Genomic DNA, 22,893 nt, shown 5'->3' on the forward strand with positions numbered 1-22,893 from the left:
TAAAGGTGTTAATATCCTGGATTTTGCTTCAATGTTGGGTTTGCCTGAATATTTCTTGCAGGAATCGGCATTAAATCTCTATAAGATTCAGTTGCTGTACCCGCCATAACTCCGCCTTTCCATTGCCAGATTTTAGATCCTCCTGTGAATTTTCCAAAACGAATTAAATCAGTTCTTCTATGACATTCCCAAAACAATTCACGCCCTCTTTCTGCTAAAATAAAGTCAAGAGTTAAATCTCCGCTAGAAATAGGTGCCGCCTGAGCTCTTGCTCTAAGCTTATTGATGTAGTTTACAGATGCAGCTAAATTACCTGCTGCAGCTCCTCTTACTGTAGCCTCAGCATACATCAAGTAAACGTCAGATAATCTATACATTGGGAAATCAGTGTCTGGAACATCAGGTCTTTGTGCTTTTGATCCGTCAGAATTAACATTAATGAATTTCGTTACTGCATAACCATCTGTAAAAGTTCCAACGTTATTAATATCCAATGACTGGCCATCTGTATAGAACGTACCTCTTTTATCACCTGTTGCTGCTGCATCAGGAAAAAGAGCTACAAACTCTTTACGAGCTCTCGTACCTTGCCATCCGCCATCCATACCTTGGTTTGCAGAATTCATACTACCGCCAATAGAAGCATGAATAATAAAACTCATTCCTCCACCTACAGCTCTAATCGCATTACCGTCGCTGATAACAGGGAAAATAAATTCACTTTGCGCTCCATTTCTGTTATTATCTGCAGAAAATAAATATCTATAAGGAACATCTGCAAATGTGTATCCTGAATTAGTAATGATATCATTACACAATATTGCCGCTTCGTTATTTTTGTCTACTCCTGTATATACTTTAGAATTTAAATAAATCTGTGCTAATAAAAATTTAGCCGCTGTTTTATCAACTCTACCGTATTCATTTCCTTTTGAAGCAATTAAACTATTATCTAAGTCTTTTAATTCAGCTTCAATAAATGCAAAAACTTCTGCTCTTGTTCTTTGAACCGGATAAAAAAGTCCAACCGGATCCGCTTCTGTTGTAATAGGCACATTTCCAAACAAGTCCATTAAGTTATAGTATGAAAATGCTCTTAAAAAACGAGCTTCTGCTCTAAAAGCAGCGATTTCAGTTTTTAAATTTGCATCAACACCTCTTGCATTAAGTTTTGCCTCTGTAGTTTGTCTTAAAAACTCATTTGCAACACTAATTTCATAGAATGCTCTAGAATAGGCTCCTGCTAAAAATTCGTTTGCAGGCGACCAGTTTTGTGTATTTAAAGTTGGTAAAGTACCATCTGCCCAAGCAATAATTGATTCGTCAGTAGGAAGTTCCTGTGTTACAAAAAGTAATCTTAAGTAACTGCTAAAGTCTCCTCCAAGCCCCGCAATATCTGGTTTACCATCTCCGTCATTACCTCCTACATATAAACCAGCATATAATTTTGCTAAAACTTGTTTGTATGAAGACGGATCCTGAAAAAAGGTCTCAGATAAAAATTCGTTTTTATCACGTGGTGTCACGTTCAAATCGTCAGTACACGAAGTCAACGTCATACTTAATCCTACAATGAATAGGAAAAAATAAGATATATATTTAAATGATATTTTCATTTTGTTTCTTTTTAAATTTATTTTTCAGTACGCGATTAGAAACTTGCATTTACTCCAAACAAGAATGTTCTGGCTCTTGGATAAACGTTATTGTCGATTCCATTAAACTTCTCAGGATCTAAACCGTTATACTTTGTAAGTACAAAAACATTTTGAACACCTGCAGTAAATCTTAAACTTGCTGCTTTTAATAATGTTTTATCAAAAGTATACCCCAGGGTAACATTATCTAACTTAATAAAAGAAGCATCTTTTATGTAGTAATTAGATAAATAACGAGATGTACCATTATCTTCAAAAGTAAATCCTGTATTAAGATAATCTGAAGATACGTTAGATAAATCTGTTTGTCTTCTTAAACCAGCATCTGAGTAACCTAAATTAGAACTCACATTATCAAAAATGTAATTTCCTAAACTAGCTCTCCAGTTCATTGTAAAATCAAACTTTTTGTAGTTTAAAGTAGAGAACAATCCAAATGTGTAATCTGCTGTTGGTTTTTTGTATCTGTAACGATCTCCATCATCAATTTTACCATCTCCGTTTCTGTCTACATAAGCTCCTGCAATTGGTCTTTTATTAGCGTCATATAATTGCTCATACACTAAAAATGACTCAGGGGCATAACCTACAGAGTTAACCAGAATTTTATTTCCACCGCCGCCAGCTATATTATCTCCGGCCAAGTATCCAGAGAAACCTGGAACGGTAACACCTAAATCTGTAATTTTTCTATCGAGATAAGTCGCATTAAAGGCAACATTCCAATTCAATTTATCTCCTTTAATGATGTCTGACTGAATATTAAATTCGATTCCTTTAGTTCTTAAACTACCAACGTTATATGTTCCGGTATTTCTAATATTTGCTCCATCAGGAACTACAACATCTGCTAATAAATCAGTCGATTTTTTATCAAAGTAGTTTAATGTACCTGTAATTCTGTCATTTAAGAATCCAAAATCAACTCCAACGTTCATCTCGGCTAATTCTTCCCATTTAATATCTTCATTATATCCTTCTGGTCTTGCTGTTTTATAAACAGTATTACCAAAAATATATTGAGAATTAATCGTACCAAGTGTAACCCTTCTTAAGTAATCATATTGAGCATCAATATCCTGTTGTCCGGTTGTACCGTAACCAACTCTTAATTTTAAGCTTGATAAAGTTTGATTATCTTTTAAGAATGCCTCTTCAGCAAGATTCCATGCAAAAGCAGCTCCTCCAAAATTACCCCATCTGTTTTCTTTAGAGAAACGAGAAGTACCGTCTCTTCTATAATTCAGTGTTAATAAATAACGACTGTCATAATTTAATGTCAAACGACCAAAATAAGATTGTAAATTAACATCTGGATCAATAGTCGTTAACTCATTACGAGTTGGCTGCGTAGTTTCTCCAGATTCATATTTCTGCTTTTGGAACATTTGGTAGTTATAACCAGCTGTTGCATCAATTTTAAACTTTCCTAAATCTTTAGTATAGTTAAAGTAGGTATTTAAGTTCTTGTTCTGAAGATCATTTGTATAACTATTGTAGTTTCCTAAATTCACCCAGTTTCCAGTACTAAAAGCATTTGGCTGATATCCTAAAGCACTTTGTGTACTTTGTCTGTTATATCCATTACTATCAAATCTGTCAATTCCTGCTTCTGCAATAATTCTTAAATCTTCGAAGAAATGGAATTTATAATCTAATCTAACATTACCCCATTTTCTGGTAGATGTAGCTCTTTTATCCTCTAAGTTTAATCTCGCAACCGGATTTCTTGAAGGCAATAATGGTAAATTTCCGTTTGGTTCTAACCATTCAAAATAGCCACCATAACGAGAATTTGCATCGTAAACAGGCTGTGTAGGATCAAACCCGATAGCACCGCCAATAATCGCTGCTTCGTCTTGAAATTGATTTTTAGCAAAAGCTAAATTTCCGTTGATATCAATTTTTAAGTGATTATCAAATAAAACCGGGTTTAACGATATCGATGTCGTAGTTCTTTCAAAAGAAGTGTTTCTTAAGATTCCAGGATTATCAACATTTCCAACAGATAAACGTACTGGCAATTTATTAAATAAAGAACCGCTTACAGAGATATTATTGTTGGTAGTTAAAGCTGTATGGAAAATTTCATCCTGCCAGTTTGTATTTGCTTTACCCATTAATGCTTGTTGAGCAGCTGTACCTTTTGTATTAACTAAATCACGGAATTGATCTGCGTTTAACACATCAACTGTATTAGCTACTGTATTAATACCAACTTGTGAGCTGAAATTAACTTTTACACCGCCTTTAGTCCCTTTTTTAGTTGTAATTACAATTACACCATTTGCTGCTCTAGATCCGTAGATTGCTGCTGCAGAGGCATCTTTAAGAACTGTAAAAGACTCAATATCATTAGGATCAATAGTAGATAAGATACTAGTTGCACCACTAGGAACCGCATTACTTAACGGAAGTCCGTCTAAAATTATTAAAGGTTCGTTAGAAGCTTTTAATGAAGATCCTCCACGGATTCTAATATCTGCTTTAGCGCCCGGAGCACCACCGCCAACAACATTTACACCAGAAATACGACCGCTGATTAAACTCTCAGGCGTTACGTTAATTCCTTTATTGAACTCTTTAGCAGAAATTTGTGATACAGAACCTGTTGCGTCTTTTTTCTTAACGGTTCCGTAACCTACTTGTACTACAACTTCTTTCAGTTGGTTAGTATCTTCTTCTAAAGTTACGTTTAATGTTTTTTGGCCGGTGTAATCAATTGTTGCAGTTTTGTATCCAATGAAAGAAACAACGATTTTACTTCCGTTTTTAACATTTGACAGCTGGTAATTACCATCAAATCCCGTCGATGCACCGTTTGGAGCACCTTGTACATTTACGTTTACTCCCGGTATTGGCTGACCTGTTGCTTTATCGACAACAGTCCCGCTTAGAGTGTTTTGAGCTAACACTGTAAACGGCAACAATAGGAATAAAAATAACAACTTTTTGTAAATTGTTTTCATACTTTTTGTTTAAATTAGTTTGAGTTTGTGATTGTTAGTTAAGTTTTTAATTTTACTTCGAATTTCAAAATTATGAATTTATTAACGTGCTCGACCTGAGACTATTTTTATTGAGTTACGAAAACGTGGTAGTGTTGAAAACTTTCTATTTTTTGTAGTCTTTTGAGGTAAAAATTGTCAATTATAAAAATTTCAGATACCTTTATTATTAATTAGATTTTTTTCAATTCACGCCATGAAACGTAAAATAACCCTAAAACAGATTGCAAAAGAGCTTGATGTCTCTATTTCAACTGTCTCAAAATCACTTAGAAACAGTTTGGAAATTGGAGAAGAAACACGATTAAAAGTGCAGGCTTTTGCAAAGTTTTATAACTACAAACCAAACAATATTGCCCTTAGTTTAAAGAACAGAAAAACCAAAAGTATCGGCATCATTATTCCCGAAATTGTACATCATTTTTTCTCTACCGTAATCAACGGAATCGAACAGGTTGCAAACGAAAATGGATACAGTGTTGTCATTTGTTTATCTGATGATTCTTTCGATAAAGAAGTCCTGAATATGGAAATGTTAGCCAATGGAAGTATCGATGGTTTTATCATGTCTCTTTCTAAAGAAACCCAGTTTAAAGGCGATTTTCACCATATTACCGAAGTTATAAATCAAGGAATGCCGGTTGTAATGTTCGACCGCGTTACCAACGATATTTTATGTGATAAAGTGATTATTGATGATAAAGCCGCAGCTTATGAAGCCGTTCAGAGTCTCATTGATAATGGCCGAAAAAAGATTGCCTTAGTAACAACAGTCGATTATGTAAGTGTTGGTAAACTAAGAACAGATGGTTATGAAAAAGCACTTTTAGACAACGGAATTCCTTTTAACGAAGATTTAATCATAAAAATTGAAGACGTAGACACCTGCGAAATCACAATCAGTCAGCTTTTACACGACAGAGCTTTTGATGCTGTTTTTGCTGTAAACGAGCTTTTTGCTGTAACAATTATTAAAACTGCATCAAAAATGGGATTAAAAATTCCCGAAGATTTAGCCGTAATTGCTTTTACTGACGGAATCATTTCCAAATATTCAACACCTACCATTACAACAGTAAGCCAAAGCGGTGAAAAAATGGGAAATAAAGCAGCCAAAATGCTGATTGAAAGGCTCGAAGCCGAACACGATGACGACGACGAAGAAAACGAAAATTATACAACAGAAGTCATAGAAACCCATTTAATACAAAGAGAATCTACTGACTAATTTTCTTAAAATCAACACTTTCTAAAGCCATAAAAAATATTTATGGCTTTTTTGTTAGCGTTTTTAAAAAAATAATTAATACTTTTACGCCCGTCAAGGCTTTTACTTTTACTTCGAAAAAAACAGTAAGTTTTGATAAGCAAAGCGCTTATCGTATAATTTTTACAAATTACGATAATGGAAAAGCGTAAATTAAGTTTCTGGGAAATCTGGAATATGAGTTTCGGTTTCTTGGGAATACAAATGGGGTTTGCTTTACAAAACGCAAATGCCAGCAGAATTCTTCAAATTTTTGGTGCCGACGTACATGAACTTTCATGGTTCTGGATTATTGCTCCTCTTATGGGGTTAATAGTACAGCCAATCATTGGTCATTACAGCGACAAAACCTGGGGAAAATTCGGCAGACGAAAACCTTTCTTTTTAGTAGGCGCAATTTTAGCTTCGGTTGGATTAATCTTAATGCCGCAGGCTAATATTTTCATTTCCGTTTTACCCGCTTTATGGGTTGGAGCCGGAATGTTAATGATCATGGATGCTTCTTTTAACATTGCCATGGAGCCGTTTCGCGCACTTGTTGGTGATAATTTAAGAACAGATCAGCGTACTGCAGGATTTAGCATTCAAACTTCATTAATTGGATTTGGAGCCGTAATTGGTTCAGCATTGCCTTATGTACTAACAAAGTACTTTAATGTTTCGAACAGTACAGTTCCCGGAAGCGTGCCTTTAAACCTGACTTTGTCCTTTATAATTGGCGCAGCAGTTTTAATTGGTTCTATCCTTGTAACTTTATTCACAACCAAAGAATACTCACCAGAAGAGTTAGCAAAATTTGAAGATCCGCAAAATGATGCGATTTCTGATTCTGAGGAAAAATCAAAAATCACAGACATTTTTACTGATTTTGCAAAAATGCCAACTACAATGCGTCAGCTTAGCTGGGTGCAGTTTTTTTCTTGGTTCGGATTATTCGGAATGTGGGTTTTTACAACTCCGGCAATCGCACATCACATTTACGGGCTGCCATTGGAAGACACTTCTAGTCAGCAATATCAGGACGCTGGTGACTGGGTCGGAATTTTGTTTGGCGTTTACAACTTAGTTTCTGCCATAGTCGCTTTGTTTTTCTTACCCTACATCGCAAAAAAAATTGGACGAAAATCAACTCACGCCGTTTCATTAATTATTGGAGGAATTGGTTTAATATCCATTTATTTTATGCCAAATGAAGACTGGGTTGTACTGCCAATGATTTTAATTGGAGTTGCCTGGGCAAGTATTCTGGCAATGCCTTACGCAATTCTTGCAGGATCTATTGCTCCAAAAAAGATGGGAGTTTACATGGGAATCTTCAACTTCTTTGTTGTTATTCCACAAATCGTAAACGCATTAATTGGCGGGCCAATTGTAAAATACCTTTACAATGGAGACGCAATTTATGCCTTAATTACCAGCGGAGTAAGTTTTTTAATTGCCGCTCTTTTAGTCTACAAAGTAAAAGATGTAGACGACACTATCTAAAATCATAAAGAAGAATTCCTTTTAAAATGAACAAAAAAGCATTCATATTCGATCTTGACGGAGTAATCGTTGATACCGCTAAATACCACTTTTTGGCATGGCAGAAAATTGCACAATCTCTAAATATAAATTTTACGCATGAAGACAACGAACTTTTAAAAGGCGTAAGCCGCGTTCGTTCGCTGGATATTATACTTGGATTAGGAAATGTTGAAGCTTCGCAGGAAGACAAAGACAAATGGCTGATTCAAAAAAATGAAGATTACCTATCTTATTTAGTTGACATGGATGAAAGTGAGATTCTTCCAGGAGTTTTAAAAACGCTAAAACTATTAAAAGATAAAAACCAGGGAATTGCATTGGGCTCTGCCAGTAAAAATGCAAGACCAATTTTAGAGAAAACCGGAATCCTTTCGTATTTCGATGTTATTGTTGACGGAAACGATGTGACCAATGCAAAACCAGATCCGGAAGTTTTCTTAAAAGCGGCTCAATTATTACATATTGATCCAAAAAATTCAATCGTATTTGAAGATTCTGTTGCCGGAATTCAGGCAGCAAATATTGGCGGAATGGTAAGTGTAGGAATTGGTGAGGAAACAATTTTACATGAAGCTGACTATATTTTTAAAGATTTTACTTCTATGGAAGAATCCTTTATACAATCATTAATCGGTTAGAAAATGTGCCAATTTGATAATTAGAAAATGAATAACTATCAAATTTAAACACACTAATAAATCGTTACAAATCATCAATCAAAACAGTAAAAAGAATCAGAATTAGAAATAGCCAAAAAGTAATTATCAAATTGGCCATTATCTAATTCTCTAATTAAAGAAAAAATGAACCAAGATTATATAAAACCAGATAATTGGTCAATTATAGAAGAAGGATTTGATGCCGAGAGAGTAAAATCGTCTGAAAGTCTCTTTAGTATCGGGAACGGTGCTATGGGGCAGCGCGCCAATTTTGAAGAAACATATTCCGCAGAAACTTTTCAGGGAAGTTACATTGCCGGAATCTATTATCCAGATAAAACAAAAGTGGGCTGGTGGAAAAACGGATATCCGAAATATTTTGCCAAAGTATTAAACGCTCCAAACTGGATAGGAATTGACATAGAAATCAATGAAGAAAATCTTGATTTAAGTACTTGTACCGAAGTTAGAAACTTTCGCAGAGAATTGAATATGAAAGAAGGATGGTACAACCGTTCTTTTGAAGCAGTTCTAAAAAACGGAACCGAAATCGCTGTAAATGTTCGCCGTTTTCTTTCGTTAGATTTAGACGAAGCCGGAATCATTAAATACGATATTACGCCTTTAAATAAAGATGCTAAAATCGTTTACAAACCTTACATAGATGCAGGCGTAACCAATGAAGATGCTAACTGGGAAGAGAAATTCTGGGAACCGCTTGAAGTTAAAAAAGGCACAAACGAAGCTTTTGTAACCGCTCAAACGTTTAAAACGCATTTTAAAGTTACGACTTTTATGCACAATACGATTTTGGCAAATGATGAAGATATTCATGTTTCACCATCTACAATCGATTCAACTGCAGATAAAGTTCAATATACGTACGGAACTATTATTGCAAAAGGCCAAACCTCATCTATCCAGAAAATTGGAGGATATACGGTTTCTTTAAACCACGAAAACACTTTGGCTGCAGCCGAAAAAGTAATAAAATCTGCCGTAAATTCAGGATACGATGCTTTACTTCAAAATCAAATTGAGGCTTGGGCAAAAATCTGGGAAATGTCAGATATTACAATCGAAGGCGATGTAAAAGCGCAGCAGGGAATTCGTTTCAACATCTTCCAATTAAACCAAACCTACTCAGGAAAAGACAGCCGATTAAACATTGGACCAAAAGGCTTTACCGGAGAAAAATACGGAGGATCTACTTATTGGGATACCGAAGCATATTGTATTCCGTTTTACATGGCAACAAAAGATCAGCAGGTTGCACGTAATTTATTGACTTACCGTTACAATCAATTAGACAAAGCGATTGAAAACGCTAAGGATAATTTAGGTTTCAAAAACGGAGCAGCATTATACCCAATGGTAACCATGAATGGTGAAGAATGCCACAACGAATGGGAAATCACGCACGAAGAAATCCACAGAAATGGAGCGATTGCTTTTGCGATTTACAACTATTACCGTTACACTGGAGATTACTCTTATATCCCGGAAAAAGGTTTAGAAGTTTTAATTGGTATTGCTCGTTTCTGGCACCAAAGAGCTTCTTTCTCAAAAGAGAAAAATCAATATGTGATATTAGGAGTTACAGGACCAAACGAATACGAAAACAACATCAACAATAATTTCTACACCAATTATATTGCAAAATGGTGTATTGATTTTGCCTCGGAACAAATTACTAAAGTTAGCGCAGAATATCCTGCAGATCACAAACGCATTTTAGAAAAAGTGAGCCTTTCGGCGAATGAAATCCAGGAATGGAAAAAAGTAGCCGATGATATGTATTTCCCAACTTCGCAGGATTTAGGAATTTATCTGCAGCAAGATGGATTCTTAGACAAAGATTTAGTTCCGGTAAAAGATTTAGATAAATCGCAGCGTCCTATTAACCAAAAATGGTCTTGGGACCGTGTTTTACGTTCGCCATACATCAAACAAGCCGATGTTTTACAGTGTTTCTATTTCTTCGAAGATCATTTTTCGAGAGAAGAATTAGAAAGAAATTTCGATTTTTATGAATCATTTACGGTTCATGAAAGTTCACTTTCGCCTTGCGTACACTCAATTCAGGCTGCTGTTTTAGACAAAATGGATATGGCGTATACTTTCTACTTAAGAACTTCTCGTCTGGATTTAGATGACTATAATAAAGAAGTGGAAGAAGGCTGTCATATTACCTCAATGGCCGGAACATGGATGAGTATTGTAGAAGGTTTTGGAGGAATGAGAGTTAAAAATAATCAATTGCATTTCTCTCCAAAGATCCCGAAAGAATGGAAAGGCTACTCTTTTAAAATTAATTTCAGAAACCAAATTTTAAAAGTAGCTGTAAATCATAACGAAACAACATTTACTGTAGACGGTGATCAAGATTTAACAATTGTAGTTAACGGAAATCCTGTAATTGCAAGTAAATTTGTACAAATTAATTAAATTACAATACCCTTAAAAACTAAAAAACATGAAAAACTTATTTTTCGCAAGTTTAATCTTGTTTGCTTTAAGCTCAATTGCAGAAGCACAACAATTAAAATCACCCGAAGGAAAGTTCGTAATGGAATTTTCTCTTCAAAACGACGGAACTCCAACTTACAATTTGAAATACAAAAACAAAGAAGTTGTAAAAACCAGTAAATTAGGTCTTGAACTTAAAGATGATAAAAAGTCTTTGTTAAACGATTTTACAATTACTGATACAAAAACTTCAACTTTTGATGAAACTTGGAAACCGGTTTGGGGAGAAGTAGATCACATCAGAAATCATTATAATGAATTGGCTGTAACTTTAAATCAAAAAGGAACAGAAAGACAAATCATTATCCGTTTCCGTTTATTTGATGACGGTTTAGGATTTAGATATGAATTTCCAGCGCAAAAGAATCTTACTTATTTTGTAATTAAAGAAGAAAGATCTCAATTTGCTATGACTGGAGATCACACTGCTTTCTGGATTCCAGGAGATTATGATACGCAGGAATATGATTATACAAAATCGAAATTATCTGAAATTAGAGGTTTATCTCAAAAAGCCTATACAGCAAACGTTTCTCAAAAATCTTTTTCACCAACAGGAGTTCAGACTTCTTTGATGTTAAAAACAAACGACGGAATCTACATCAACCTTCACGAAGCGGCTTTGATCAACTATTCTTGTATGCACTTGAATTTAGATGATAAAAACATGACTTTCACTTCTTGGTTAACACCAGATGCAAAAGGAGATAAAGGCTATATGCAGGCACCAAGCCACTCTCCTTGGAGAACTATTATGGTAAGCGACGACGCGAGAGAAATCTTAGCTTCAAAAATGACGTATAACTTAAACGATCCATCAAAAATTGATGATACTTCTTGGATTAAACCAGTAAAATACGTTGGTGTTTGGTGGGAAATGATTACAGGAAAAAGCTCTTGGTCATACACAAACGATTTCCCAACGGTGCAATTAGGAGTTTCTGATTTCTCAAAAGCAAAACCAAACGGAACACACGGAGCAAACAATGCTAACGTAAAAAAATATATTGATTTTGCTGCTGCAAATGGTTTCGACGCTGTTTTAGTTGAGGGATGGAACGAAGGCTGGGAAGACTGGTTTGGACATTCAAAAGATTATGTTTTTGATTTCTTAACGCCTTACCCGGATTTTGATGTAAAAGGTTTGCACGAATACGCAAAATCGAAAGGTGTAAAAATTATCATGCACCACGAAACTTCAGGTTCTGTTCGTAACTACGAGCGTCACATGGATAAAGCTTATAAATTCATGAACGATAACGGATACACTGCTGTAAAAAGCGGTTATGTTGGAGACATTTTGCCTCGCGGTGAAAACCACTACGATCAATGGATTGTAAACCATTACCAATACGCTATCGAAAAAGCAGCCGATTATAAAATTATGGTAAACGCTCACGAAGCAGTTCGCCCAACAGGAATTGCGAGAACATATCCAAACTTAATTGGAAATGAGTCTGCAAGAGGAACAGAATACCAAGCTTTTGGAGGTTCTAAACCAAATCACGTTACCGTTTTACCATTTACACGTTTAATTGGAGGTCCAATGGATTATACTCCTGGAATCTTCGAAATGGATATCAGCAAAATGAATCCTGATAACAAATCGCATGTAAACAGTACAATTGCAAATCAATTGGCATTATATGTTACGATGTACAGCCCATTGCAAATGGCAGCTGATACTCCGGAAAACTACAACCGTTTCCCGGATGCATTCCAATTCATAAAAGATGTGGCGGTAGATTGGTCAGAAAGTAAATATATTGAGGCTGAGCCTGGAGATTTTATCACAGTTGCCCGTAAAGCAAAAGGAACAAACAACTGGTTTGTTGGAAACGTAAACGGAGAAACTCCGCGTACATCAAACATCGATTTCAGCTTCCTTGAAAAAGGAAAAAAATACACTGCAACAATTTATGCTGATGCAAAAGATGCGCATTACAAAACGAATCCGCAGGCTTACACTATCAAGAAAATTGCTGTAACAAACAAATCAAAATTATCGCAGCTTTCTGCACCAGGCGGAGGATATGCGATAAGCATTATTGAAAACAAATAATTTTAATTAACCATATAAGAAATGTAAGTCCATTTAAATAGAAATCTCCCCAGTTTTTGTCTTAAATGTTCTTACATTTCTTATATGGTTTAAATTCATCTTTACTATGAATAACCTAAAAATAAACCACTACATATATAAATTAGTTTTAATGGTTTTGTTGTTTTCCGCTTCCGCGAAAGCGCAAATCCAAAAAGTAGAACCGCCATTTTGGTACGCTGGAATGAAAAATCCAGAGTTGCAGATTATGTTTTACGGAAAAGACATTGCACAATACGAAGCCTCGGTTTCAAACAATGTGGTGATAAAAAATGTAGAAAAAACCGAAAATCCTAATTACCTTTTCGTAACCATTGATACGCAAAATCTAAAAGCATCTGAATTGGTTTTCTCTTTCAAAAACAAAAACAAAGTTGCCTTTACGCAGAAATATTCGCTTAAAGAAAGAAGAGCAAATTCAGCAGATAGAAAAAGTTACGATGCATCGGATATGATTTACTTAATCATGCCGGATCGTTTTGCAAATGGAAATCCTAAAAACGACAGCAACACTTCTTTAACTGAAAAAGCAAATCGTCAAGATCCAAGCGGACGTCATGGCGGCGATATCGAAGGAATCATCAAAAATCTGGATTATATTTCGTCTCTTGGTGCAACTACAATCTGGAGCACGCCTTTGTGCGAAGACAACGACAAACAGCATTCTTATCACGGATACGCACAATCTGATGTTTACAAAATAGATCCGCGTTACGGAACTAACGATGATTACGTTCGTTTAGCGGCAGAAATGCACAAAAAGAACATGAAACTGGTTATGGATTATGTAACCAATCATTGGGGAATTACGCACTGGATGATCAAAGATTTACCAACAAAATCTTGGATTAACCAATTCGAAAACTATACACAAACGCATCACCGTCGTGAAGTTATTACAGATATTCATGCTTCAAAAATAGATCAGGAAGTTTGTGTTGATGGTTGGTTCGTACCTTCGATGCCCGATTTGAATTTAAGAAATCCTCTAGTAGCAAAATACTTAACTCAAAACGCGATTTGGTGGATCGAATTTGCTAATCTTGACGGATTTAGAGTAGATACTTATAATTATTCTGACCAAACAGCAATGGCAAATTGGGCAAAATCAATTACAAACGAATATCCAAATTTTAATATCGTGGGTGAAATCTGGATGCACAATCAGGCGAACTTAGCTTATTGGCAAAAAGACAGTAAAATTGGTGCAATTGAAAATTACAATTCAAACCTTCCATCTGTAATGGATTTTACGCTACAAAGTCAGATTACTTCTGCCTTCAGTGAAGATGAACCAAACTGGGACAGCGGATTGATTAAATTCTACAACAATTTTGCAATGGATTTTTTATATCCAAATACCAATAATATCTTAGTTTTTGCTGAAAATCATGACACGGATCGTATGAATGAAAAATTCAAATATGATTTACCAAAATACAAACTTGCCATGACTTTATTGGCTACCGTTCGCGGAATTCCACAAGTATATTATGGTTCAGAAATTGGAATGGGCGGTGACAAAAGCAAAGGAGATGCCGATATTCGTCAGGATTTTCCAGGCGGATGGGCTGGCGATAAAAACAATGCTTTAACCGCATCAGGAAGAACAGCTGAGCAGGCTAAATATTTCGATTTTACTTCAAAATTATTCAATTGGAGAAAAACGAATGAAGCCGTTCATTTCGGGAAAATGACACATTATATTCCAGAAAATAACACTTACGTTTATTTCAGATATACAGATGCTAAAACCGTAATGGTAATCTTCAACAACAATGCAAAAGAGCAGGTTGTAAAAACAAATCGTTTTAAAGAAAACATCAAAAACTTTAAACTAGGAAAAGATGTTATTTCAGGAAAAACATTCGATTTAGCTTCTGAAATTACTTTAGAACCAAAATCAGCTTTGGTTTTAGAATTGGAATAGACCTAAACGCAAAGTTCGCAAGGACAAGCGCAAAGTTCGCAATATTTTTTACCACAGTATATATCGTAGAGGCGCACTGCAGTGCGTCTACGCAAAGTTTTTCCGCCACGAATTCACGAATTTTTATTCTCAAAGATTTTAAAAAATAATTCGTGAATTCGTGGCTATTTTTTTCAACACAATCCATCCTAAAATATTCTAAAATAATGAAAAAATACACTTTCCTTTTTTTATCTTTAGTATACTTAACAATGAGTTGTTCTGGCTCAAAATCAGTTACAATGAATAACGAAAACACTTCGAAAACACCTTTCGTTTGGGAAGGAGCAAATGTTTATTTTTTACTTACAGATCGTTTTTACAATGGAGACACTTCGAACGATGTTAATTTTAACCGAACCAAAACTCCGGGAAAATTACGCGGATTTGAAGGCGGTGATATCATCGGAATTACCAAAAAAATCGAATCTGGATATTTTGAAAAATTAGGAATAAATGCGATTTGGCTTACGCCGATTGTCGAACAGATTCATGATGGTGTTGACGAAGGAACTGGATTGAGTTATGGTTTTCATGGCTATTGGGCAAAAGATTGGACGGCTCTCGATCCGAACTTTGGAACAAAAGAAGATTTGGCAAAATTGGTTAAAAAAGCTCACGAAAAGGGTATTAGAATAATTCTGGATGGTGTAATTAATCATACCGGACCAGTAACTCCAGAAGATCCTGTTTGGCCTTCAGACTGGGTAAGAACTGGCGTGGTATGCGATTACAAATCATTCGAAAATACAACCATGTGTACTTTAGTAGAAAATCTTCCAGACGTAAAAACTGAAAGCACGCAGGAAGTAGAAGTGCCTCCTTTTTTAGTTGAAAAATGGAAAAAAGAAGGCCGTTATGAAAAAGAAAAAGCTTCGCTTGATGAATTCTTCAAAAGAACAGGATATCCAAGAACACCAAAATATTACATTATAAAATGGCTGACAGATTATGTTGTTGAATTTGGAATTGATGGTTACAGAGGAGATACTGTAAAACATACAGATGAAAATGTCTGGGCCGATTTTAAAAAAGAATGTGATTATGCATTTGAAACCTGGAAAAAACACCATCCGCTGGAAGTTTTAGATCAAAATCCGTTTTATACGATTGCCGAAGTTTACGGTTACGGAATAAGCGGCGGACAAGATTATGATTTTGGAGACCGAAAAGTAAACTATTTCCAGAATGGTTTTAACAGCATGATCAATTTTGAGTTCAAATGGAATGCTGCCCAAAACGATTACGAAGGTTTATTTTCTAAATATTCGAATGCGCTGAACAATGATTTAAAAGGATATTCTGTCCTTAATTATATGTCTTCTCACGACGACGGACAGCCTTTTGATGCGAACCGAACAAAAAGCATCGAAACCGGAACTAAACTATTGCTTTCGCCAGGCATGTCTCAGGTTTATTATGGAGATGAATCGGCAAGATCTTTAGTTATTGAAGGCACTCAAGGCGATGCAACTCTGCGTTCCAACATGAACTGGGAGGATATCCAGAACAATCCTGAAACACAAAAAACACTTTTGCATTGGCAGAAATTAGGTCAGTTTAGACGAAACCATCCAGCTGTTGGAGCAGGCGTTCATAAACTGATTAATCCATACCCTTATACTTTTTCCAGAATCTACACAAAAGGCTCTTTTACAGATAAAGTGGTTATGGGAGTAGATTTACCAAAAGGCAGAAAAGAGCTTCCTGTTGGCGATATTTTCCCAAACGGAACAAAAATAAAAGATACTTACTCGAACCAAGAAGTTGAAGTAATTGATGGAAAAGTGATTATAGAGAACAATTTTGATATTGTTTTACTAGAAAAAATATAACGATTTTACCACAGAGAAACACAAAGATTTTTCGCAAAGATTCACAAAGTTTTTTAGCCACAGATTAAAGAGATTAGTACAGATTTTTTTAAATCCTTTTAATCCTTTAATCTGTGGCTATTATTTTTCCTTTGCACCTTTGTACCTTTGCAACTCTGAACCTTCAAAAAATGAATAAAATACTGAAGATTGCACATCGAGGCGCCAAAGCCTACGAACCTGAAAATACTTTACAAGCTTTTCAAAAAGCCTTAGACTTAAATTCAGACGGAATTGAACTTGATGTTCACTTAAGCAATGATGGTCATATCATCGTAATTCACGACGAAACCATAGACAGAACCACTAACGGAAAAGGTTTGGTAAATGCTTTTTCTCTTTCTGAATTAAAATCATTTTTAATTGATGGAAAACATCAAATTCCAACTCTAAAAGAAGTTTTTGATTTAGTCGACAAAAAATGCCTGATCAATATCGAATTAAAAGGTTTAGGAACTCCCAGCAAAGTTGTTCAGCTTATTGAGAAATATATTTCAGAAAAAAACTGGAACTACAATCATTTCATCATTTCAAGTTTTGATTGGAATATGCTGGAGGAAACATCAAACCTAAATTCAAATATTCCAATTGGTGTTTTAACCGAAGAAAATCTTGATACCGCTCTGGCTTTCGCCGAAAAAATAAAAGCAAAAGCAATTCATCCTGATTTTAATTTATTGAATACTGAAAACACCAAACATATACAAGAAAAAGGATTCTTGGTTTTACCCTGGACGGTAAACACAGAAGAAGATATCCTAAAAGTAAAAAGTTACAACGTAAACGGAATTATCTCTGATAATCCAGATAAAATATAAAGTTTAAAATAGCCACAGATTTTTTTGCCACGAATTACACAAATTTTCACAAATTTAAAAATGAATAAATTAATTCGTTGCTAAAAGAAAATTCTTTTAATCTGTGTAATCTGTGGCAGAAAAAAATTAGTGCCAATTCGTGTAATTCGTGGCAACCCAAAAAAATATGATCAAAAATTTCGACATAATCATCGTTGGCGGAGGCGCTGCAGGTTTTTTTACCGCGATTAATATTGCAGAGAAAAATCCGAAACTAAAAATTGCCATTTTAGAAAGAGGAAAAGAAGTCCTTTCTAAAGTCCGCGTTTCCGGAGGCGGACGATGCAACGTTACGCACGCTTGTTTTGAACCCAACGAACTGGTAAAATTTTATCCCCGAGGCGAAAAAGAACTTCGCGGGCCTTTTCATCAATTTTGTTCCGGTGATACCATTGAATGGTTCGAAAAACATGGTGTAGAATTAAAAATCGAAGAAGACGGCCGAATGTTTCCGGTTTCGAATTCCTCGCAAACCATAATTGATTGTTTCCTAAAAGCAACCGAAAAATTAGGTATAAAAGTACTGACAGGCCAAAGCGTTCAGTCAATTTTCAAAAAAGAAAATCACTGGAAAATTGATACCCAAAGCGATAATTATGCTGCTGAAAAATTAGTAATGGCAACAGGGAGCAACCCAAAAATATGGGAAATGCTTCAAGAACACGGACACGCAATTGTAAGCCCTGTCCCTTCCCTATTTACTTTCAATATCAAAGATTCGAGAATTAAAGAATTACCCGGCGTTGCAGCACAAGTTTCGGTAAAAGTAAAAGACACTAAACTGGAATCTACAGGACCTTTATTAATCACTCATTGGGGAATGAGCGGACCCGCAATCCTGAAACTTTCGGCTTGGGGCGCACGTATTTTACACGATAAAAATTATCAGTTTACCATTTTTGTAAATTGGTTAAATGATGTTGATTTTGAAGATGCCGAAAAAATCCTAAAAGACTTAAAACAAGAACACGCAAAAAAAGCCGTTTCTAAAAAATCTCCATTTGACTTCCCGAACCGTTTATGGGAAAGTTTAGTTCTGGCTTCGGGAATTGATGCAGAAACAAAATGGGCCGATTTATCTAAAAATCAATTACAGAATCTGGTTTTACAACTAACAAAAGCCGAATTTAAGGTAAACGGAAAAAGTACTTTTAAAGAAGAATTTGTAACGGCTGGCGGAATCGATTTAAAAGAAATCAATTTTAAAACCATGGAAAGTAAAATTCACCAAAATCTTTATTTTGCTGGTGAAATTGTAAATATCGACGCTATAACGGGAGGTTTTAATTTTCAGAATGCCTGGACAAGCGGGTTTATCTTGGCCAATAATATTTAATAAAATGAAATTTAAAGGAATTATTTTTGATTTAGACGGTACATTAGTTAATTCATTACACGACATTTCAGATGCGATGAATAAAGTACTTACCGCTTTAAATTATCCAACTCATACTTACGACACATATCAATATTTTATTGGGAGCGGTTTACGAAATCTTGTTAGCAAAGCTCTGCCCACTGCAAACAGCTCTGATGATGAAATCGAAAGTTGTTTTGAATGTATGGTTGAAGAATATACTAAAATCTGTACGCTGAAAACAAAACCGTATGATGGAATCGTTGAATTGCTTGAAAAACTGACTTCACAAAACATTAAAATGGCGGTTTTCTCCAATAAAGCCGATGAACTGACGAAGAAAATAGCATCCGAAATATTTCCAAATCACTTTGATACAGCAGTTGGTTTAAGCACAGAAGATCTTAAAAAACCAAATCCGTTTGAAGCAATTGAAATCAGTAAAAAATGGAATTTAAAACCCGAAGAAATCCTTTTTGTAGGCGATTCAGATATTGACATGCAAACGGCAATAAATGCAAATATGTTTCCTGTTGGCGTAACTTGGGGTTACAGAACCGAAGGTGAATTGAGATCTAGTGGCGCAAAAGTGGTTATTAATAATGCTTCGGAATTAATTGAAATATTGTAAATCGTGAATGCTGAATTACTAAAACAAATACTAGCGATCGCTTCGTTTTCTGAAAATGAAATCGAAAAGATCGATTCTTGCTTTGAATATGAAAAATTTTCGGCTAAAGAATTTCTTTCGTCAATGGGAAAAATCAGTAACAAGATTTTTTTCATTCTCAACGGATTGGCGAGAGTCTATTATCTCAAAGACGGAAAAGAAATCACAACCTATTTAAGCTGTGATGACGGTTTTATTGCTTCATATTCCAGTTTCATCAATCAATCTGTTTCTTTTGAGAATATTCAGTGTATCGAAGACTGTGAAGTTCTTTCAATTACTTTCGAAAAAATGCACTATTTATATGCCGAAATTCCAAACTGGGAACGTGTTGGAAGAATTTTAGCTGAGCAGAATTATCTGTGCATGGCAGACCGCGTTTTAAAACTCCAGATGATTCCTGCAAAAGAAAAATATCACACTTTTTTAGCATCGGCTCCAGCCAAAATAATTCAAAGAACACCTTTAATTTATATTGCTTCATTTCTAGGAATTACGCCCGAATCGCTGAGCAGAATACGACAAGATATTTCTTAACATTTATCAAGTGGATTGAAAAACTGAATTCTAATCTTTGTCAAAATTAAATTTGAAAAGATGAAGAATATTGCCAAAGACGTTTATCAGATTCCGTTATTTCCTCGCAACGCCATTAATTGTTATGTAATTGAAGATATTTTAATTGATGCCGGAATTCGGAGTTCGAGTAAAATAATTCTAAAAGCCTTAAAAGACAAAACCATAACCAAACATGCGCTGACTCATGCTCACGCCGATCATCAGGGAAGCAGTAAAATAATCTGCGAAACCTTGAATATTTCCCTTTCCTGTAGTGAACCTGAAAAAGCATTTGCAGAAAACGGAAATGTATTTACAGAATATCCTAATCCGAATCATCTTATTTCAAAATTTCAGAAGAACTTTTGGGCAGGAAAAGGACATCCGGTTTCTGAAACCCTAAAAGAAGGAGATCAAATTGGCGGATTCACCGTTATTGAAACTCCCGGACATTCAAGTGGTCATATTTCTTTTTTCAGGGAAAAAGATGGCGTTTTAATTGTGGGCGATGTTATGACCAACATGAATTTATTAACGACAAAAGTTGGTTTGCATGAGCCTCCCAATTTATTTACCGCTGATAAAGGGATCAATAGAAAATCAATATTAAAACTTACATCATTAAAGCCCAAAATATTATGTTTTGGTCATGGTCCCGTCTTATTTAATAATGGCGGGTTCGAAAAATTCGCCGAAAAAACCAAATCGCTTTATTAACAAGAATTTACATGTTCTGTAAGTTTTCGTTAAGAGTATTCTAATAATTTTACTTTCAACTAAATACCACCAGATGAAAGTAAAATTACTTACTACAATTTCTTTTTTAACGTATCAATTAACCATTTCTCAAACAGAAAAATTACTGCACGGAAAAGTCTTTTCTAATAATACACCGCTCAACAAAGTAGAGGTAATAAATAAAACTGCAAAAACGAGTACGACTACAAATGCTTTAGGAGAATTTTCGATTGTCATAAAAGCGCAGGACAGTTTATTGTTTTTTGCCAAAGATTATTTATTTACAAGATTAAAAATTACCACCAAACATATTGACAACAACAATCTTATTGTTAATATGATCCCGAAAGCGGAAGAATTGAATGAAGTAGTGATTTTAGACAGGAGAACTACCTCAATTAAACTGAGCGAAGAAGAAATGTTGCAAATTAAACTAAATTCTCACAAACCGAAACCCGAATTAAAAATAGAAGGTTATCACGAATTTAAGGCCGACCCTTTTAGTGCCGATTTCGTCTATCTCGGAAAGCAAATTTATCACCTATTAAAAAGTAAGGAAGAAAAACCTAAACCAAAAATCAAAAAAATAGAATTTATTCAACTAATTAGAAACACTATAAATCCTGATTTTTTTGACAAAGATTTAAAACTGAAGCCAGAAGAAAAAGAATTGTTTCTACAATTTTGCGATGCTGATCCTCAGTCCAAAATAATTTCAGAAAATCCTAATACCCTTTCTATAACGGATTTTTTATATGCTAAAAATAAAGAGTTTAAGAAAGTAAATTCTGAAAGTAAAAATTAAAAAATCATATAATGAAAGTAAAATTACTCACCACAATTTCTTTTTTAACGTATCAATTAAGCATTTCTCAAACCGAAAAATTACTACAAGGAAAGGTCCTTTCGAATAAAACTCCTCTTAATAAAGTCGAGGTTATCAATAAAACCGCCAAAACAAGTACAACAACCAATGAACTTGGAGAATTTTCGATTTTAGTAAAAGAGAAAGACAGTTTATTGTTTTTTTCAAAGAATTATTTATTTACTAGATTAAAAATCACCACTAAAGATATTGAGAACAACAATCTCCTCGTTAACATGATTCTGAAACCTGAAGAATTGAATGAAGTTATAATAAATAAGGTTGAATTTGATAAAGTTAAGATTAGTGCTGATAATGTTGCAGATATATTAATCAGTAAAAATGCCAAAGATTTATTCTGGAATACAGGAGTTAGTGATAATTCAATTAGAGAAGCGCTTCGAGTTTCGTTCCCTTTAAAAGGTAAGCATAAGAAAACAATTGAAGTTGCCGACGACCGTTTTAAGAAACTAATTATTTCTGCTTGTCCTGCTGATTTCTTTCTAAAAAATTTAAAAATAAAACCTGAAGAAAAAGAGCTTTTTATTAATTTTTGCGAAGCAGATCCCAAATCAAAAATACTTTTAGAACATCCGAATGTTTTGGCTACAATGGATTTTTTATATGCTAAAAATGAAGAGTTTAAAAAATTGAAATAGCTTAACTTAAAACTAAAAAAACCTGAAACCAAAAGTTCTATTTATTCAACCACCAAATGCTGGCATTTAAAACCGCTGCAAATGCAACCCAAGCCAAATAAGGAATTAACAAATAACCGGATATTTTATTGATTCTGATGAATTTTAAATACGTTTCGTAAATCATCAGCCATAAAAGAATGATTTCGATTAAAGCCAAAAGCGGATTTTTTAATCCGAAGAATAAATAAGACCAAATCGCATTAAGCGTTAATTGAATTAAAAAGAAAAGAAGTGCTTTTTTTACCACTTCGGTTTGTTCTTTTATTTTATCCCAAACTAATGCTGCCGCAATTGCCATAAAAATATAAAGCAAAGTCCAAACAGGCATAAAAATCCAATTTGGCGGATTAAAAACGGGCTTTACAATAGTTGGATACCACGATTCTACACTTGGTCTGGTTACTGTACTGGCAGAATATCCTACTGCTAAACAAATGATTAAAGCTATTGCGATCTTAACTATCTTATTCATTTCATCAAATTTTGTAGTCAAAAATAGTCAAAAGAAAACTTTAAACCATATAAGTCATTCAAGTTCATTTAGTAAAACCTGCT

General features: G+C 34.7%; 17 protein-coding genes. 14 read left to right on the forward strand and 3 right to left on the reverse strand.

The features are described 5' to 3' along the window. Positions 1 to 8: 8 nt before the first annotated feature. Both AC1RRQ_RS06560 and AC1RRQ_RS06565 read right to left on the reverse strand, forming a co-directional pair. On the reverse strand, positions 9 to 1,616 hold the full coding sequence (locus tag AC1RRQ_RS06560; protein WP_493022207.1) for a RagB/SusD family nutrient uptake outer membrane protein: 1,608 nt from the start codon (positions 1,614 to 1,616) through the stop codon (positions 9 to 11). Positions 1,617 to 1,651: 35 nt separating this feature from the next. Beyond that, positions 1,652 to 4,627, reverse strand: coding sequence for a SusC/RagA family TonB-linked outer membrane protein (locus tag AC1RRQ_RS06565; protein WP_493022208.1), 2,976 nt, complete (start codon positions 4,625 to 4,627; stop codon positions 1,652 to 1,654). 235 nt (positions 4,628 to 4,862) lie between these two features. Between AC1RRQ_RS06565 and AC1RRQ_RS06570 the strand changes: the two genes are divergently transcribed. The 14 genes from AC1RRQ_RS06570 (at position 4,863) to AC1RRQ_RS06635 (ending at position 22,296) form a co-directional block, all read left to right on the forward strand. Beyond that, a complete protein-coding gene (locus AC1RRQ_RS06570) occupies positions 4,863 to 5,894 on the forward strand; it encodes a LacI family DNA-binding transcriptional regulator (protein WP_493022209.1) in 1,032 nt (343 codons plus the stop codon). A 177-nt stretch (positions 5,895 to 6,071) separates the two neighbouring features. Continuing rightward, on the forward strand, positions 6,072 to 7,418 hold the full coding sequence (locus AC1RRQ_RS06575) for an MFS transporter (RefSeq protein ID WP_493022210.1): 1,347 nt from the start codon (positions 6,072 to 6,074) through the stop codon (positions 7,416 to 7,418). A gap of 26 nt (positions 7,419 to 7,444) precedes the next feature. Next, positions 7,445 to 8,098 carry a beta-phosphoglucomutase gene (gene pgmB, locus AC1RRQ_RS06580; RefSeq protein ID WP_493022211.1) on the forward strand — a complete coding sequence of 218 codons (654 nt, stop codon included), beginning with the start codon at positions 7,445 to 7,447 and terminating at the stop codon, positions 8,096 to 8,098. Between the two features lie 165 nt (positions 8,099 to 8,263). After that, positions 8,264 to 10,567 (forward strand): glycoside hydrolase family 65 protein, encoded by a 2,304-nt coding sequence (locus tag AC1RRQ_RS06585; protein ID WP_493022212.1) that lies wholly within the window; start codon positions 8,264 to 8,266, stop codon positions 10,565 to 10,567. A gap of 28 nt (positions 10,568 to 10,595) precedes the next feature. Further along, positions 10,596 to 12,710, forward strand: coding sequence for a glycoside hydrolase family 97 protein (locus AC1RRQ_RS06590; RefSeq protein ID WP_493022213.1), 2,115 nt, complete (start codon positions 10,596 to 10,598; stop codon positions 12,708 to 12,710). A gap of 106 nt (positions 12,711 to 12,816) precedes the next feature. Continuing rightward, the gene (locus AC1RRQ_RS06595) at positions 12,817 to 14,679 is read left to right on the forward strand and encodes a glycoside hydrolase family 13 protein (RefSeq protein ID WP_493022214.1); all 1,863 of its coding nucleotides are present in this window, start codon (positions 12,817 to 12,819) and stop codon (positions 14,677 to 14,679) included. A gap of 206 nt (positions 14,680 to 14,885) precedes the next feature. Next, entirely contained in the window at positions 14,886 to 16,553 is a 1,668-nt protein-coding gene (locus tag AC1RRQ_RS06600) for an alpha-amylase family glycosyl hydrolase (RefSeq protein WP_493022215.1), read from the forward strand. Positions 16,554 to 16,723: 170 nt separating this feature from the next. Next, positions 16,724 to 17,410, forward strand: coding sequence for a glycerophosphodiester phosphodiesterase (locus AC1RRQ_RS06605; protein WP_493022216.1), 687 nt, complete (start codon positions 16,724 to 16,726; stop codon positions 17,408 to 17,410). 166 nt (positions 17,411 to 17,576) lie between these two features. Next, positions 17,577 to 18,785 (forward strand): BaiN/RdsA family NAD(P)/FAD-dependent oxidoreductase, encoded by a 1,209-nt coding sequence (locus tag AC1RRQ_RS06610; RefSeq protein ID WP_493022217.1) that lies wholly within the window; start codon positions 17,577 to 17,579, stop codon positions 18,783 to 18,785. A 4-nt stretch (positions 18,786 to 18,789) separates the two neighbouring features. Continuing rightward, entirely contained in the window at positions 18,790 to 19,437 is a 648-nt protein-coding gene (locus tag AC1RRQ_RS06615; RefSeq protein WP_493022218.1) for an HAD family hydrolase, read from the forward strand. Between the two features lie 3 nt (positions 19,438 to 19,440). Further along, the gene (locus tag AC1RRQ_RS06620) at positions 19,441 to 20,013 is read left to right on the forward strand and encodes a Crp/Fnr family transcriptional regulator (protein WP_493022219.1); all 573 of its coding nucleotides are present in this window, start codon (positions 19,441 to 19,443) and stop codon (positions 20,011 to 20,013) included. A gap of 60 nt (positions 20,014 to 20,073) precedes the next feature. Next, entirely contained in the window at positions 20,074 to 20,751 is a 678-nt protein-coding gene (locus AC1RRQ_RS06625) for an MBL fold metallo-hydrolase (protein WP_493022220.1), read from the forward strand. A gap of 73 nt (positions 20,752 to 20,824) precedes the next feature. Further along, positions 20,825 to 21,577, forward strand: a complete 753-nt coding sequence (locus AC1RRQ_RS06630; RefSeq protein ID WP_493022221.1) for a BamP family beta-assembly machinery protein — start codon at positions 20,825 to 20,827, stop codon at positions 21,575 to 21,577. Between the two features lie 11 nt (positions 21,578 to 21,588). Next, positions 21,589 to 22,296 carry a BamP family beta-assembly machinery protein gene (locus AC1RRQ_RS06635; RefSeq protein ID WP_493022222.1) on the forward strand — a complete coding sequence of 236 codons (708 nt, stop codon included), beginning with the start codon at positions 21,589 to 21,591 and terminating at the stop codon, positions 22,294 to 22,296. Positions 22,297 to 22,333: 37 nt separating this feature from the next. On the opposite strand, the gene AC1RRQ_RS06640 is transcribed toward AC1RRQ_RS06635, so the two are convergent. Further along, positions 22,334 to 22,810 (reverse strand): TspO/MBR family protein, encoded by a 477-nt coding sequence (locus tag AC1RRQ_RS06640; protein ID WP_493022223.1) that lies wholly within the window; start codon positions 22,808 to 22,810, stop codon positions 22,334 to 22,336. Positions 22,811 to 22,893 lie beyond the last annotated feature (83 nt).

It is taken from the genome of Flavobacterium sp. GW821-FHT12A05 (assembly GCF_058807735.1).